The sequence below is a fragment of the Thauera sp. WH-1 genome (assembly GCF_047806685.1).
GTDB lineage: Bacteria > Pseudomonadota > Gammaproteobacteria > Burkholderiales > Rhodocyclaceae > Thauera.
The window spans coordinates 46,233-61,117 of record NZ_JBLQGP010000015.1 but is presented as its reverse complement, the minus strand read 5'-3'; the positions used below and the strand labels follow the sequence as shown (position 1 = coordinate 61,117).

The following is a 14,885-nucleotide window of genomic DNA, read 5'->3' as shown; positions in this document are numbered from 1 at the left end:
GCGAAAGCTTGCGGCTGGCGCCGCTCCTGAAGGCGGCGACGCCCGCCCTAACGAGCGCGAGGGCCATCACGCCCGCCCGCCCCGCTCCCGCCTCAGCTCCCACTGCTTCACCAGCGCGTACAGCACCGGGATCACCGCCAGCGTCAGCACGGTGGAGGACACCATGCCGCCCACCATCGGCGCGGCGATGCGGCTCATGACCTCGCTGCCGGTGCCGGTGCCGAGCATGACCGGCAGCAGGCCGAGGATGATGGTGATCACGGTCATCATCTTGGGGCGCACACGCTCGACGGCGCCTTCCATCACGGCGCCATAGAGGTCGGCGACGCTGGGCGTTTCACCTTGCGCGGCACGCTCGGCGCGGATGCGCTGCCAGGCGTGGTCGAGGTAGATGAGCATGATCACGCCGGTCTCCGCGGCGACACCGGCGAGCGCGATGAAGCCCACCGCCACCGCCACGCTCATCTGGTAGCCCAGCCACCACATCAGCCACACGCCGCCGATGAGCGCGAAGGGCACCGACAGCATGACGATGAAGGTCTCGGCCAGGCGGCGGAAGTTGAGGTAGAGCAGCACGAAGATCAGCGCCAGCGTGAGCGGGCCGACCACGGCGAGCTTTTCCTTGGCGCGCTCCATGTTCTCGAACTGCCCGCTCCAGGCAGCGTAGTAGCCGGGCGGGAAGCTCACCTCCCCCGCCACCGCCTGCTGCGCGCGCTGCACGAAACGGCCGAGGTCGGCCTCGCGGGTGTCGACATACACATAGGCCACCAACGCGGCGTTCTCGGTGCGGATGGCGGGCGCGCCGCGGGCCAGGCGGACCTCGGCGAGCTGGCCGAGCGGCACCGGGCCGCTGGCAGTGGGCACCAGCACCTGGGCGGCGATGCGCGCCGGGTCCTCGCGCAACGCGCGCGGGTAGCGCACGCTGACGTTGTAGCGCTCCAGGCCTTCGACGGTGGTCGTCACCGTCTCGCCGCCGAGCGCGGTCGCCACCGCCATCTGCACCGTGTCGATGGTGAGCCCGTAACGCGCGAGCTGGTCGCGGCGCGGTTCGATGTCGACGTAGTAGCCCCCGGCGACGCGCTCGGCATAGGCGCTGGAGGTGCCGGGCACGTTACGCACCACGGCCTCGACCTCCTTCGCCACCCGCTCCAGGGTCTCCAGGTCCTGGCCGAACACCTTCACCCCCACCGGCGTGCGGATGCCGGTGCTGAGCATGTCGATGCGGGCCTTGATCGGCATGGTCCATGAGTTGGCCAGGCCGGGAAACTTGACCGCCGCATCCATCTCGCCGATCAGCGCATCCACCGTCATGCCCGGCCGCCACTCCGAACGCGGCTTGAGGTTGATGACGGTCTCGAACATCTCCAGCGGCGCCGGGTCGGTCGCGGTGTTGGCACGGCCGGCCTTGCCATACACCGACTCGACCTCGGGGAAGCCCTTGAGGATGCGGTTGGTGGTGGCGAGCAGGCGCCCGGCCTCGGTCACCGACATGCCGGGCAGGCCGGCCGGCATGTAGAAGATCGCGCCTTCGTCGAGGGTGGGCATGAACTCGCTGCCGATCTGGCGCGCCGGGATCAGCGTCACCGCCATCGCCACCAGGGCCAGCAGCACGGTGGTGAGCTTGAAGCGCATCGCCAGCGCGATCACCGGGCGGTACAGCCACACCAGCAGGCGGTTGATCGGGTTGCGTTGCTCGGGGACGATGCGCCCGCGCACGAAGAACAGCATCAGCACCGGCACCAGGGTCACCGACAGGAAGGCCGCGCCCGCCATGGCGAAGGTCTTGGTCCATGCCAGCGGCGAAAACAGCCGCCCCTCCTGGCCTTCGAGCGTGAACACCGGCAGGAAGGACACGGTGATGATCAGCAGCGAAAAGAACAGCGCCGGCCCCACCTCGCGGCAGGCGCCGATCAGCACCTCGGCGCGCTCGGCGGCAGTGGCGTCGGCGCGCAGGGTCTCGAGCCGCTTGTGCGCGTTTTCGATCATCACGATCGAGGCATCGACCATCGCGCCGATGGCGATCGCGATGCCGCCCAGGCTCATGATGTTCGAGCCGATGCCGAGCGCCTTCATGCCCATGAAGGCGACCAGGATGCCCAGCGGCAGGGTCACGATCGCCACCAGGGCGCTGCGCACATGGAGCAGGAAGACGATGCACACCGCGGCGACGATCAGGCTCTCTTCGAGCAGCGTCCATTTGAGGTTGTCGATCGCGCGCTCGATCAGCGTCGAGCGGTCATACACCGGCACGATCTCGGCGCCTGCGGGCAGGCCGGGGGCGATCTCGGCCAGGCGCTCGCGCACGTTTCTGATGACCTCGAGCGCGTTCTCGCCGAAGCGTGCCATGACGATGCCTGAGGCCACCTCGCCCTCGCCGTTGAGCTCGGCAATACCGCGGCGTTCGGCCGGCACCAGCTCGACACGGCCGATGTCGGCCACCCGCACCGGCGTGCCGCGCCCGCCGCCGTCGACCTTCAGCACGATGTCCTCGATATCGGCCACGCTGCGCAGATAACCGCGGCCGCGCACCATGAACTCGCGCTCGGCCAGTTCGATGACGCGCCCGCCGACATCCCGGTTGGATTCGCGGATGGCGCGCCCCACCTCTTCCACGCCGATGCCGAAGCCGGCCAGGCGATAGGGATCGACGGTGACCTGGTACTCGCGTACGAAGCCGCCCAGGCTGGCCACTTCGGCGACGCCGCGGGCCTGGGTCAGCGGGTAGCGCACGTACCAGTCCTGCAGGCTGCGCGTCTCGGCCAGCGACAGCTCCTTGCCGGTGATCGCGTACTGGTACACCCAGCCGACGCCGGTGGCGTCCGGCCCGATCTGCGGCGCCACGCCGGCGGGCAGGCGGGCGGCGGCGGTGCTCAGGTACTCCAGCACCCGCGAGCGCGCCCAGTAGATGTCGGTGCCGTCCTCGAAGATCACATACACATAGGACGCACCGAACATCGAGAAGCCGCGCACCACCCGCGCCTGCGGCACGGCCAGCATCGCCGTGGTGAGCGGATAGGTGACCTGGTCCTCCACCACCTGCGGCGCCTGGCCGGGGTAGTCGGTGTAGATGATGACCTGCACGTCCGACAGGTCGGGCAAGGCGTCCAGCGGTGTCTGCTTGACGGCGTAGAGGCCGGCGCCGATCAGGAACACGGTGCCGAGCAGCACCAGGAAGACGTTGCGTGCCGACCAGTCGATCAGGCGGTCGAGCCAGCCCCCGGTTGGCGCCCCGTCAACGGCGCCCGCGTCCTGCCCTGGCGCGCGCGGCGCGTCCGTCATGTCAATGTCCCGCATGCTCGCCTTCCACCTGCTCGATACGCGTCACCACATACTCGCCCGGGCCACGGTCCTCGAAGCTGAAGCGGACCGGCGTGCCCGGCTGCAGGCCCTCGACCAGCCCCGGGTCGGCCAGCCCGAAGTCCATCGTCATGGCCGGCCAGCCCAGCGCCGGGATGGCCTCGTGGCTGAGGCTGACGCCGTCCTCGAAGGCCTCCTCGAACACGCCGCGGGTGTCGTGGCTCGGGTAGTCCTGCGGCGCATCGCCCATGCCGGCGAGCGCGGCGCGCAGCTGGCTCTCCGAGTCGATCAGGAAGTTGGCCGAGACCACCACCCGGTCGCCCTCGGCGACGCCCTCCAGCACCTCGACCTGCTCGCGGCCGCGGTCGCCGATGCGCACCGGCTGCGGCTGGAAGCGCCCTTCGCCAAGCGCGCGCAGCACGACCTGGCGCTCGCCGTCCTCGATCAATGCCGAGGCCGGCAGCAGCAGGCGCTCGCGCGCAGCGCCCGGCGCCAGATCCACGGTCGCGAACATGCCCGGGCGCAGCAGGCCCGCGCGGTTGTCGAGCTCGATGCGCACCGGGGTGCTGCGGGTGCCGGCGTCCAGGGTCGGATAGACGTAGCCGATACGGCCCTCCAGACGCTGGCCGGGCAACGCATCCACGCTCACCGCCACCCGGTCGCCCACCTGCACGCGGCCGAGGTCACGCTCGAACACATCGGCGATCACCCACACGCGCGACAGGTCGGCGATGCGGAACAGCGCCTCGCCCGCCATGAAGCGCGCGCCCTGGGTCGCCGTGCGCTCGAGCACGATGCCGTCGACCGGCGCATGCAGGGTCTGGCGCGGTGCGGCCTGGCCGGCGACCTGCAGGCTGGCCAGGCGCGCGCGCGCGGCCTCGGCCAGTCGCACGGCGGCAGCGCGGGCCTCGGGGTCCGCAGCGCTGTCGGTCACCAGGCGCTCGGCGATGCGGACCTCGTCACCGGCCGACTGCAGCGCCGGGCTCCAGGCCGTCAGCAGCGGCTGGCCGCGGCGCACGACGTCGCCCACCGCGCTGACATGCAGGCGTTCGATCCAGCCCTCGAAGCGCGGCGCCACCACCACCTGCGCGCGCTCGTCGATCTCCACCCGGCCGCTGGCACGCAACACCGCGTCGAGCGTGCCACGCGCCACGGTTGCCGTGCGCACGCCCAGGGTCTGCATGCGCGCGGCGCTCACCCGCACCGCACCGGCATCGTCGTTGGCCTCGTCGGCATAGACCGGGATGTAGTCCATGCCCATGGAGTCCTTCTTGGGCACCGGCGAGGTGTCGGGCAGGCCCATCGGGTTGCGGTAGTAGAGGATCTGGCGCTCGCCAGTGGCTGGGGCGCCGGTATTCCCTGCGGCAGCCACCACGCCGCTGCCCGCTTCCGTCCCGGCCGGCGCAGCGCTGCCATGGACCGGGCCCGCGCCGCGGCTGCCCGTCCAGTAGCCCGCGACCCCCACTGCGGCCAGCAGCGTCAACAAGGCGAGTACGCGCAGCGTGCCACGCCCGGCCTTGGCCTCGCCTGCGTCCGCCGCAGCTCGTCCTGCAGCGGGTTTCATGTGATCGGTCACTCAAGCTCTCCAGACAGTCGCTGCAGCTCGATCAGCGCCATGCGCGCCTCGATCTCCGCCTGCAGCAGGGCCAGCCGGGTGTCGAGCACCTGACCTTCGGCCATCAATACCTCGCCAACACCGACCTGGTTGCCGGCCAGGCCCGCGCGCGCCGCGTCGCGCCCGGCCTCGGCCTGGGGCAGCAGTGTCGTGCGCAACAGTTGCAGGCTGTCACTGGCCGCCCGCCAGGACGACCACGCCGCCCCCAGCTCACCGGCGATGCGCGTCTCGGCCGCGCGCCGGCGGGCCTCGGCCGCCAGGCCAAGCGCCGCGGTCTCGCGCTCACGGGCGTCGCGCACGCCCTGCTGCAAGGGAATCATCATCTCGAACATCAGGTCCCAGGACTCGCGGCCCTCGCGCGGGCGGTTGTAGGTGACGCCGACTGCATAGTCGGGCTGGCGCTCGCGGCGCGCGCGTTCGCGCTCGATACGCGCGGCGTCGACGCCGATCGCCTCCGCACGCACCTCGGGGTGGGCCAGGCGCGCACGCTCGACCAGGGTGGCGAACTCGAGCCGGGCGGGCAGCGGCGTCGGCGCCAGCGGCGCGGCGAGCGGCGCATCGGGCGCACGCCCGAGCAGGGCATTGAGCTGGGCGACCGCGGCCTGGCGGCGCTGCTCGATGGCGAGCACGTCCAGGCGCTGGGCGCTCGCCTCGCGCTGGGCCTGCAGCACATCCTGCTGGCTGCCCTCGCCGCTGCGGTAGCGCGCGAGCGCGGCCGCCTCGATGCCGCGCAGCAGTGTCTGCTGCTCGCGGCTGAACTGCAGCTCCTGCTCGGCCTGGTAGTAGCGCAGCCAGGCCGAGCGCACGGCGGCTTCCAGCGTACGCCAGGCGCCATCGCGCGCGGCCTCGGCCTGCGCTGCGCTGGCCACGGCGGCCTCGGTCTCGAGCGCGCGCTTGCCCCAACCGGGCAGGGGCTGGACGATGCGGTAGCGGGTCTCGCCGACCTGGCCCGGCAGCACCGAGGTCGAGCCCCCGCTCATGGTGTTGGTGGCGTCCATCAGCTCGAGCTCGAAACGGGGGTCGGGCAGCGCGCCCGCCGCGCCCACCCGCTCGCGCGCCGCCTGGGTCTCGAAACCCTCGGCAGCGAAGGCCGGGTTGTCCTGGCGGGCGAGCGCGAGCAGGCTGTCGACGTCCGCGCCTGGCACTGCCGGCTGGGCAAGCGCGACGCTGCTGGTGGCGAGGCAGGCAAGCAGGCTCGCCAGGCGCATGAAGGCGCTCATGGGATCTTCCTGGGCCGCGTGCTTACTGCATGACCTCGACGTCGCGCGCGGTGTAGCGGCGCCCGTCCTTGCCGGCGATGAAGCGGATGCGGTCGCCGACCTTGAGCGCTTCGACCACCGCAGCATCCTCGACCTCGAAGGCCATCGTCATCGGCGGCATGCCGAGGTTCTCGAGCGGGCCATGGGCGATCGTCACCCGCTTGCCCGCCTTGTCCAGACGCTTGACCTCGCCCTCGGAGGGTGCGAACTGGGCCGCCCCCGCCGCTGCAGCCGGGGCGCCCTGAGCGTGATGGCCGTCGTGCCCCTGCTGGGCCTGCACCGGCGCGGCGGCGATCCACAGCGCGAGCGCACCGGCGCAGGCCAGGGTCAGCGCCCCGACACGCAGGCGGCCCGCGGCGTTCGCGGCAGCGCCGGCAGTCAGGGCGGAAGCGGTATTGCGATCCCGATGGGCGGGGTGGGTCGTGGTGATCCTGGGGGTGTTCTGCATCGTCCTTCTCCTTGTTGAAGCCGCGGGCTCGCGCCGTGAATGCGTGTCCGGCCAAGGTCTGCAGCCGCCTCGCGGGGAAGACGGCACCCGCGACAAACCGAAGCCCATGACCGCTCAGCGATCGCAGTATGGGTAGCGCCCGCCTACACCAAGCTGACACCAGCATTACATTCCTGTCAGTTTCATCCGCACCCGGCGCTGCGAGGCACAATGCCGGCCATGAAGATCCTCATCGTCGAAGACGAACCGAAGACCGGCGACTACCTGCGCCAGGGCCTGGCCGAGGCCGGCTTCGTCGTCGATCTTGCCCGTGACGGGCTGGACGGCCTGCACCTGGGGCTTAACGGCGACTACGACCTGGTCGTGCTCGACGTCATGCTGCCCACACTGGACGGCTGGGGGGTGCTGCAGGCCCTGCGCCGCAACGGGCGCGAGATGCCGGTCCTGTTCCTGACCGCGCGCGACCAGGTGGAAGACCGCGTGCGCGGGCTCGAACTCGGCGCCGACGACTATCTGGTCAAGCCTTTCGCCTTCTCCGAGCTGCTCGCCCGCGTCCGCACCCTGCTGCGGCGCAGCCGCAGCAGGGAGCCCGAGCTGCTGCGCGCCGCCGACCTCGAGCTCGACCTGCTGCGCCGCCGCGCCACCCGCGCCGGCCAGCGCATCGAGCTCACCGCCAAGGAGTTCGCCCTGCTCGAGCTGCTGCTGCGCCGCCAGGGCGAGGTGCTGCCGCGCTCGCTGATCGCCTCCCAGGTGTGGGACATGAACTTCGACAGCGACACCAACGTCATCGAGGTCGCGGTGCGTCGGCTGCGCGCCAAGGTGGACGACCCCTTCGAACCCAAGCTGATCCGCACCGTGCGCGGCATGGGCTACGTGCTGGAGGCGGCGGAGGAAGCATGAGGCTGCCACCCGGCCTGTCGCTGACCGCCCGCCTCGCGCTGCTGTTCGCGGCGCTGACGGCGAGCCTGCTGATCATGGTCGGCGTCGTCATCGGCCGCGCGGTGGAGCATCACTTCCAGGAACTGGACGAGCATGAGCTGGTGGGCAAGCTCACCCTGGTCGCCAACCTCGTGCAGGGCGCGGACCCAGGGCTGCCGCTGGCCGAGCGCCTGCTGCGCCTGGACGACGCCTTCGCCGGCCACGACATGGTCGCGGTACTGCTGCGGGCCACCGACGGACGCGTGCTGCATGCGATCCATCCCGGCTTCTTCACGCCGGCCCAGCTTGCGGGCGCCCAGATGCCGATCGGCAGCACGGAGTGGGCGCAGGACGGCCACCAGGTGATCGGCCGCACGGCGCGCATCGAGCTGCCCGCCGGCACAGGTGCGGCAGGCGAGGCGCTGACGGCGCTGGTGGCGCTCGACATCTCGCACCACATCCACTTTCTCGACGAGCTGCGGCGCGGCCTGTGGCTGGCGATCTCGCTCGCCGCCATCGCCGCCGCCCTGCTCGGCTGGCTCGCCGCCCACCGCGGGCTGGCGCCGCTGCGCCGGGTCACGGCCACCGCCCGCCATCTGTCGGCCGAGCGTCTCGGCGAGCGCCTGGTCGAGGACGCCGCGCCAGCCGAGGTGCGCGAGCTGGTCGAGGCCTTCAACGGCATGCTGGCACGGCTGGAGGCGTCCTTCCGGCGCCTATCCGACTTCTCGGCCGACATCGCGCATGAGCTGCGCACGCCGGTGTCCAACCTGATGACACAGACCCAGGTCGCGCTGGCGCGCAGCCGCAGCGCGGACGAGTACCGCGAAGTGCTGGCCTCCAACATGGAAGAGTACGAGCGCATCGCGCGCATGGTCGCCGACATGCTGTTCCTCGCCCAGGCCGAGGACGGCCGCCTGCCGCGCGCAAGCGAAACCGTGGTGCTCGCCGACGAGGCCGCGGCGCTGATCGAGTTCTACGACGCGCTCGCCGAGGCGCAGGGCGTGCGCATCACGGTCGAGGGTGCGGCCAGCGTGCGCGGCGACCGCCTGATGCTGCGCCGTGCGCTGTCCAACCTGCTGTCGAATGCGCTGCGCCACACGCCCGCCGGCGGCGGCATCCGCATCCGGCTGCGGCACGACGACGGCGAGGTCGAGGTCCAGATCGACAACGACGGCGAGCCGATTCCGCCCGAACAGCTCGAGCGCATCTTCGACCGCTTCCACCGCGGCAGCGCCGACCGCCGGCGTCACGGCGAAGGCGCCGGCCTCGGCCTGGCGATCACGCGCTCGATCGTGCACGCGCACGGCGGGCGGATCTGGGCGAGCAGCGCCGCCGCGTCCGCGCCGCACGCCGGCACCACCACCTTCACCCTGCGCCTGCCCGTCGCTGGCGGCGCAGCGCGGCAGCTTGCCGCGCCTCATGGATCCCCTCAGGAGTCTGCAACATGAAGCTTCCCACCCGATCAGATCGGCCCAGCCTGCGCGGCCTCGTCGCGGCAGCGCTGCTCGGCCTCGCCAGCCTCGCCCCCGCCTTCGCCGCCGAGGACGAAGTCGTCATGTACAAGGATCCCAACTGCGGCTGCTGCGGCAAGTGGGCCGAGCACATGCGCGAGCACGGCTTCAAGGTCAAGGAGGTCTCCACCAGCCAGATGGGCGTGATCAAGCGCGAGGCCGGAGTGCCGCAGGCGCTCGGCTCCTGCCACACGGCCAAGGTGGGCGGCTACGTGGTCGAGGGGCATGTCCCTGCCGCCGACGTCAAGCGCATGCTGACCGACAAGCCCGCCGTCAGCGGCATCTCGGCGCCCGGCATGCCGCTCGGCTCGCCCGGCATGGAAGGCCCCTACCCGGCCGAGCGCTATGACGTGGTGAGCTTCGACGCCGAGGGCAACACGGCAGTGTTCGCCAGCCACTGAGCGGGCTCTGCGGGCGGCGCGACGATCAGCCCGCCGAAGCGCGCGCCGCGCGCTTCTCGTCCCGGCGCACGAAGGCGAGCTGACTCTCGCGGGCGCGCAGCTGGCCGCAGCCGGCGTCGACATCCTGCCCGGCGGACTGGCGCAGCTTGGTGAGGATGCCGCGGCGGTGCAGCGTGCGCGCGATCTCGGCCGCACGCTCGGCGCTCGGGCGTCGATAGCGCAGGCCATCGACGGTATTGAACGGGATCATGTTCATCACCGCGTACTTACCGGCAAGCAGGCGCACGATGCCGTCGATCTCGTCCTCGCCGTCGTTGATGCCCTCGATCAGCGTCCACTGGTACTGGATCGGATAGCCGCTGGCGCGCGCCCAGGCCTCGCCGAGTTCGACCAGCTCCGCGGGCTCGATGCGCGGCGCGCGCGGCAGCAGCTGCGCACGCAGCTCCGCCTTCGTGGTGTGCAACGACAGCGCGAGCGCGGGCTTCACCCGCATCTGCGGCAGACGCTCGAACACGCGCACATCGCCCACGGTAGAGAGCACCAGGTTCTTGTGCGGGATCGCGCCCTCGGTGCCGAGCAGCTCGATCGCCTCGAGCACCGCCTCGAGGTTGTGGGCCGGCTCGCCCATGCCCATGAACACCACCTTGTGCACCCGGCGCAGCCGGCGCGCCAGCGCCACCTGGGCGACGATCTCGGCGCTGCCGAGCTGGCGCAGCAGGCCGTCCCTGCCGGTCATGCAGAACACGCAGCCCACCGCGCAACCGAGCTGGGTGGACACGCACAGCCCGTCGCGCGGCAGCAGCACGCTCTCCACCGCCTGGCCGTCGGCGAGCTCGACCAGCAGCCGGGTGCCATCCTCGCCCGGGTGTTCCGAACGCACACGGGCAAGCGCGCGCAGGTCGGACTCGAGCTCGGGCAGCGCGGCCTGCACCGCCTTGGGCAGGCGGTTGGACTCGGTGCGCGGGCCGGCGTCCAGCGCCCGCCCCTGCAGCCAGGCACGCAGCAGGCGCGCCTCGTGGCTGGGACGGGCGCCGAGCGCGCGCAGGCGCTGGCGGATGGCATCGATGTTCATGGCGCGCGATGCTAGCACCTCGGCGGCCGCGAATCACGGCGCGGGACGCCCGATTCGAACGCGGCGCAGGCGCAGCGGGCAGGCCTGTTGCCGATCCGGACGCATGGCGCCGGCCCTGACGGCCCTATAATCGAGGGGTTCGATACGAGGATGACCGCATGTCCGCTTTGCGCTTCGAAGGCTCCCAGGGTTATGTCGCCACCCCCGACCTGATGCTCGCGGTCAACGCCGCGATCCGCCTGCAGCGGCCGCTGCTGATCAAGGGCGAACCCGGCACCGGCAAGACCATGCTCGCCGAGGAGGTCGCCGCCGCGCTCGGGCTGCCCTTGCTGCAGTGGCACATCAAGTCCACCACCAAGGCCCAGCAAGGCCTCTACGAGTACGACGCGGTGTCGCGCCTGCGCGATTCGCAGCTCGGCGACGACCGCGTCAAGGACATCGGCAACTACATCGTCAAGGGTGTGCTGTGGCAGGCCTTCGAGGCCGAGCGCCCGACCGTGGTGCTGATCGACGAGATCGACAAGGCCGACATCGAGTTTCCCAACGACCTGCTGCGCGAGCTCGACCGCATGGAGTTCCATGTATACGAGACGCGCCAGACCATCCAGGCCCGCCACCGGCCGATCGTCTTCATCACCTCGAACAACGAGAAGGAACTGCCCGACGCCTTCCTGCGGCGCTGCTTCTTCCACTACATCCGCTTCCCCGACCGCGACACCATGCAGCGCATCGTGGATGTCCATTTCCCCGCGATCCGCAAGGACCTCCTGACCGAGGCGCTCGAAGTCTTCTTCGGCCTGCGCGACATCCCGGGGCTGAAGAAGAAGCCATCGACCTCCGAGCTGCTCGACTGGCTCAAGCTGCTGGTCGCCGAGGACATTCCGGCCGAGGCGTTGCGCAGCACGGACAACAAGACCGTGATTCCGCCCCTGCATGGCGCGCTGCTGAAGAACGAACAGGACATGCACCTCTTCGAGCGCCTGGTGTTCATGGCGCGCCACAACCGGTGAGGCAAGGCGCCTGATGTTCAAAGCTTTCCTCGCCTGGCTGTTCGGTCGCACGCGCACGGCGCCGGCCGCGCCAACGGCGGATGCCGAGGGCTTTGCGCAGCTCAACCGCAATGCCCCCCTGCGCACCGAAGCCTCGCCCGACCTGAGCCCGGACAGGCTCGTCACCTTCCTGTGCCGCGAGGCCGTGCTCGGGCGCAACCAGCGCATCGCCGGCTACCAGTTCATGCTGCAGGAGGGCACGCGTGCACGCATCCGCCACAGCAGCCGCAAGGTGCACCATGTCTATGCCGAGGTGCTGGTGCGCAGCCTGGTCAATGCCGATATCGGCGAACTGCTCGGCCATCGCCTCGCCTTCATCGACGTCCCGGACTCCTTCCTGTCCGACCCCTGCCTGTCGCTCCTGCCGGCCAAGAACCTGGTCCTGGTGCCCACCGCCCATGCCGACCCCGGCGCCCCCGACTGCGACAGCTTGCGCGCCACGATCGAGGCGCTGCGCGCCCGCGGATTCCGGCTCGGCGTGCTTGACCCGGATGTGGTCAGCGAATTCGCCCCCCTGCTGCCGTTTGCCGATTTCATCATCGCCCACGCCCAGGGGCTGGATGCCCGCCACGGCCTGCGCCTGAGCAACATCGCACTCGAGGTGGCGCCCAATGCACGCCTGGTCGTCCGCGGCCTGCCCTCGATCGACGAGTTCCGCTTCTGCTACAAGCTTGGCGCCAACCTGTTCCAGGGCCCTTTCATCACCAGTCGCGAGGACTGGCGCGAACGCGAACTCGGCCCCAACACGGTGCGCATCGGCACCCTGATCGCCCGCCTGCGCGGCGATGCCGACTCGCGCGAGCTGGCCGAGCTGCTCAAGCAGGACGCCGCGCTGTCGCTGCGCCTGCTGCGCTACATCAACTCGGCCGCCAATGCCTTGCCGCAACGCGTGTCGTCGATCGAGAACGCCATTACCCTGCTCGGCCGCGAGAAGCTCTACCGCTGGCTGATCCTGCTTGTCTGCAGTGCCGACAGCCACAACGAGCGCGGCGGCGCAGCCCTGGAGACGGCGCTCGTACGTGGCCGCATGATGGAGCTGCTCGGCGAGGGACGAGCGGCGGCCGAGCGCGATTCGCTGTTCCTGGTCGGGCTGCTGTCGCTGATCGACGTCATCCTGCAGGTCCCGCTCGACAAGGCGCTCGCCCCGCTGGCGCTGAGTCCGGACATCGATGCCGCACTGCGCAGCAGCCGCGGCCCGCTCTTCCCCCTGCTCGAGCTCGCCATCGCCTGCGAGCGCGCGGACGGCGAGGCAATGCGCACTGCGGCCGAGCGCGCCGGCATCGAGCCCGGGCAGGCTTCCGAATGCCACATGCAGGCGCTGTCGTGGGCCATGCAGGTGCAGGACTAGTCATGGACCACGACCACGGCGAGGACGACGATGCTGATTGACTTTTTCCTGCATCTCAAGGCGCGCAAACTGCCGGTGTCCACACGCGAGTTCCTGACCGTGCTCGAGGGCTTGCGCGCGCACGTGTGCGGCCCCTCGATCGACGAGTTCTACTATTACGCGCGCACCTGCCTGATCAAGGATGAGTCGCTCTACGACCGCTTCGACCAGGCCTTCGGCGAGTACTTCAAGGGGGTCAGCGAGCTGCCCGGTCTCGACGTCGAGCTACCCGCGGACTGGTTGCGGGCGATGGCGAGGAAGCACCTCAGCCCCGAGGAGCAGGCCAAGCTCGAGAAGCTCGGCTGGGACAAGCTGATGGAGACGTTTCGCAAGCGCCTCGAGGAGCAGAAAGGTCGCCACCAGGGGGGCAGCAAGTGGATCGGCACCGGTGGCAGCTCGCCCTTCGGCAACAACGGCACCCACCCCGAGGGCATCCGCGTGGGCGGCGATTCGGCAGGCAATCGCACGGCGGTCAAGGTGTGGGACAAGCGCGAGTTCCGCAACCTCGACGATGCGGTCGAGCTGGGCACGCGCAACATCAAGGTCGCACTGCGCCGGCTGCGTCGTTTCGCACGGCAGGGCGCGGCCGAGGAGCTGGACCTCGACGGCACGATCGCTGCAACGGCGCGCAATGCCGGCTGGCTCGACCTGATGATGCGCCCTGAGCGCCACAATGCGGTCAAGGTCCTGCTCTTCCTCGACGTCGGCGGGTCGATGGACGACCACATCAAGGTGTGCGAGGAACTGTTCTCGGCATGCAGGCTGGAGTTCAAGCACCTCGAGTACTTCTACTTCCACAACTGCGTGTACGAAGGGGTGTGGCGCGACAACCGCCGCCGCCACACCGAGCGCACGCCGGTGCTGGACGTGATCCACAAGTACGGCGCCGACTACAAGCTGATCTTCGTCGGCGATGCGACCATGAGCCCCTACGAGATCCTTCATCCGCACGGTTCGGTCGAGCACATGAACGCCGAGCCGGGTGCCACCTGGCTGCGCCGGCTGCTCGACGCCTATCCGGCCGCCGCGTGGCTCAATCCCGAGCCCGAGCGGCTGTGGGCCTACCGCAAGTCGATCGAACTCATCCACCAGCTCGTCGGCGGACGCATGTACCCGATGACGCTGGATGGGCTGTCGCGCGCGATGCAGGGCTTGTCACGCCGGCACTGAGCACAAAAAAAAAGCGGCCTTCTGGGCCGCTCAAGCTGCTGTCCGCACAAATGCAGGGCACTGTGTAGAACACGGTCGGGACACTCCGCCCGTGTTCGGCGGCGCGTCGCTCATTCGGTAAATGGCAGGGGCTGCATGCCGAACCCCTCATCGAGGTTCTTGATCTGGCGCAGCAGCTTGTCGAGTTCACTCTGCAGGCTTTGCAGACCTTCCTCGTCCATCAGGCGCAGCGCCTCGGGAAGCACGCCCCGCGCCGGCGACGGTGCGCGTGCAAGCAGTGCCGAGCCTTCCTCGGTGAGATACAGGCGCACCACGCGCTGGTCAGCGCTGGTGCGCTCCTTGCGCAGCAGGCCCGCCGTCTCCAGTCGGTCGACCATGTTGGAGGTGGTCGACTGGTGCAATGCCATGCGGTTGGCGAGCTCGCCGACCCGCAAGCCCGCGCTCTCGCTCAGCTCCTGCAGGGCCCAGAGCTGGGCGCCGGTCACGCCGCTCTGGCGCTCGATCCACTGCGAATGCCGCTGGGCGGTACGGATCAGGATTCTGAAGCGCTGAAGCACGGACAAGGGGGTCACCGGGGCTGCCGGCTTCTTCGGTTTCTGTTGCGTTTCTGCCATTCGAATCTCGCCGGAACTATATTTGCTCAAACCATCATTGTCAAAAAAACATCACTCGCTGCCGCTGGGCGTATGGTAGCGATATCGTTCACTTTTCGCATGTGCAGCACGGCACAATATTGGCGCGTGCGCGGCCGCGCGAAT

12 protein-coding genes are annotated in these 14,885 nt (G+C 70.1%); 6 read left to right on the top strand and 6 right to left on the bottom strand.

Annotated features, from left to right (window positions below; genetic code table 11):
* Nucleotides 1-66: 66 nt before the first annotated feature.
* The 4 genes from ACMV5O_RS14805 to ACMV5O_RS14790 form a co-directional block, all read right to left on the bottom strand.
* Complete coding sequence (locus ACMV5O_RS14805) at nucleotides 67-3,279, bottom strand: efflux RND transporter permease subunit (protein ID WP_416164176.1); 3,213 nt, start codon at nucleotides 3,277-3,279, stop codon at nucleotides 67-69.
* Nucleotide 3,280: 1 nt separating this feature from the next.
* Complete coding sequence (locus tag ACMV5O_RS14800; protein ID WP_416164227.1) at nucleotides 3,281-4,600, bottom strand: efflux RND transporter periplasmic adaptor subunit; 1,320 nt, start codon at nucleotides 4,598-4,600, stop codon at nucleotides 3,281-3,283.
* 269 nt (nucleotides 4,601-4,869) lie between these two features.
* A complete protein-coding gene (locus tag ACMV5O_RS14795) occupies nucleotides 4,870-6,132 on the bottom strand; it encodes a TolC family protein (RefSeq protein WP_416164175.1) in 1,263 nt (420 codons plus the stop codon).
* Nucleotides 6,133-6,154: 22 nt separating this feature from the next.
* Nucleotides 6,155-6,619 (bottom strand): copper-binding protein, encoded by a 465-nt coding sequence (locus ACMV5O_RS14790; protein ID WP_416164174.1) that lies wholly within the window; start codon nucleotides 6,617-6,619, stop codon nucleotides 6,155-6,157.
* 219 nt (nucleotides 6,620-6,838) lie between these two features.
* On the opposite strand from ACMV5O_RS14790, the gene ACMV5O_RS14785 reads away from it, so the two are divergent.
* Genes ACMV5O_RS14785 through ACMV5O_RS14775 form a run of 3 tightly spaced genes read left to right on the top strand, consistent with a single transcriptional unit; the run spans nucleotide 6,839 to nucleotide 9,449 of the window.
* On the top strand, nucleotides 6,839-7,519 hold the full coding sequence (locus ACMV5O_RS14785) for a heavy metal response regulator transcription factor (protein ID WP_416164173.1): 681 nt from the start codon (nucleotides 6,839-6,841) through the stop codon (nucleotides 7,517-7,519).
* Nucleotides 7,516-8,985, top strand: a complete 1,470-nt coding sequence (locus ACMV5O_RS14780; protein ID WP_416164172.1) for a heavy metal sensor histidine kinase — start codon at nucleotides 7,516-7,518, stop codon at nucleotides 8,983-8,985. Before ACMV5O_RS14785 ends, ACMV5O_RS14780 begins: the two co-directional genes overlap by 4 nt.
* The gene (locus tag ACMV5O_RS14775; RefSeq protein ID WP_416164171.1) at nucleotides 8,982-9,449 is read left to right on the top strand and encodes a DUF411 domain-containing protein; all 468 of its coding nucleotides are present in this window, start codon (nucleotides 8,982-8,984) and stop codon (nucleotides 9,447-9,449) included. The genes ACMV5O_RS14780 and ACMV5O_RS14775 overlap by 4 nt, the downstream gene beginning before the upstream one ends.
* 25 nt (nucleotides 9,450-9,474) lie before the next feature.
* Here the strand turns inward: ACMV5O_RS14775 and ACMV5O_RS14770 are convergent, their stop codons facing one another.
* A complete protein-coding gene (locus ACMV5O_RS14770; protein ID WP_416164170.1) occupies nucleotides 9,475-10,521 on the bottom strand; it encodes an RNA methyltransferase in 1,047 nt (348 codons plus the stop codon).
* Nucleotides 10,522-10,679: 158 nt separating this feature from the next.
* Here ACMV5O_RS14770 and ACMV5O_RS14765 point away from each other — a divergent pair, with 158 nt between their 5' ends.
* Genes ACMV5O_RS14765 through ACMV5O_RS14755 form a run of 3 tightly spaced genes read left to right on the top strand, consistent with a single transcriptional unit; the run spans nucleotide 10,680 to nucleotide 14,127 of the window.
* Nucleotides 10,680-11,531, top strand: coding sequence for an AAA family ATPase (locus ACMV5O_RS14765; protein ID WP_416164169.1), 852 nt, complete (start codon nucleotides 10,680-10,682; stop codon nucleotides 11,529-11,531).
* 13 nt (nucleotides 11,532-11,544) lie between these two features.
* Nucleotides 11,545-12,918 carry an EAL and HDOD domain-containing protein gene (locus tag ACMV5O_RS14760; protein ID WP_416164168.1) on the top strand — a complete coding sequence of 458 codons (1,374 nt, stop codon included), beginning with the start codon at nucleotides 11,545-11,547 and terminating at the stop codon, nucleotides 12,916-12,918.
* Between the two features lie 30 nt (nucleotides 12,919-12,948).
* Nucleotides 12,949-14,127, top strand: coding sequence for a vWA domain-containing protein (locus tag ACMV5O_RS14755; RefSeq protein ID WP_416164167.1), 1,179 nt, complete (start codon nucleotides 12,949-12,951; stop codon nucleotides 14,125-14,127).
* 110 nt (nucleotides 14,128-14,237) lie between these two features.
* Here the strand turns inward: ACMV5O_RS14755 and ACMV5O_RS14750 are convergent, their stop codons facing one another.
* Entirely contained in the window at nucleotides 14,238-14,741 is a 504-nt protein-coding gene (locus tag ACMV5O_RS14750; RefSeq protein ID WP_324540339.1) for a MarR family winged helix-turn-helix transcriptional regulator, read from the bottom strand.
* Between the last annotated feature and the right edge of the window lie 144 nt (nucleotides 14,742-14,885).

Excerpts from the sequence above, each read along its gene's own strand:
- ACMV5O_RS14805 (WP_416164176.1), bottom strand. The coding sequence starts at position 3,279 with ATGACGGACGCGCCGCGCGCGCCAGGGCAGGACGCGGGCGCCGTTGAC.
- ACMV5O_RS14800 (WP_416164227.1), bottom strand. The coding sequence starts at position 4,600 with ATGGGCCTGCCCGACACCTCGCCGGTGCCCAAGAAGGACTCCATGGGC.
- ACMV5O_RS14795 (WP_416164175.1), bottom strand. The coding sequence starts at position 6,132 with ATGAGCGCCTTCATGCGCCTGGCGAGCCTGCTTGCCTGCCTCGCCACC.
- ACMV5O_RS14790 (WP_416164174.1), bottom strand. The coding sequence starts at position 6,619 with ATGCAGAACACCCCCAGGATCACCACGACCCACCCCGCCCATCGGGAT.
- ACMV5O_RS14785 (WP_416164173.1), top strand. The coding sequence starts at position 6,839 with ATGAAGATCCTCATCGTCGAAGACGAACCGAAGACCGGCGACTACCTG.
- ACMV5O_RS14780 (WP_416164172.1), top strand. The coding sequence starts at position 7,516 with ATGAGGCTGCCACCCGGCCTGTCGCTGACCGCCCGCCTCGCGCTGCTG.
- ACMV5O_RS14775 (WP_416164171.1), top strand. The coding sequence starts at position 8,982 with ATGAAGCTTCCCACCCGATCAGATCGGCCCAGCCTGCGCGGCCTCGTC.
- ACMV5O_RS14770 (WP_416164170.1), bottom strand. The coding sequence starts at position 10,521 with ATGAACATCGATGCCATCCGCCAGCGCCTGCGCGCGCTCGGCGCCCGT.
- ACMV5O_RS14765 (WP_416164169.1), top strand. The coding sequence starts at position 10,680 with ATGTCCGCTTTGCGCTTCGAAGGCTCCCAGGGTTATGTCGCCACCCCC.
- ACMV5O_RS14760 (WP_416164168.1), top strand. The coding sequence starts at position 11,545 with ATGTTCAAAGCTTTCCTCGCCTGGCTGTTCGGTCGCACGCGCACGGCG.
- ACMV5O_RS14755 (WP_416164167.1), top strand. The coding sequence starts at position 12,949 with ATGCTGATTGACTTTTTCCTGCATCTCAAGGCGCGCAAACTGCCGGTG.
- ACMV5O_RS14750 (WP_324540339.1), bottom strand. The coding sequence starts at position 14,741 with ATGGCAGAAACGCAACAGAAACCGAAGAAGCCGGCAGCCCCGGTGACC.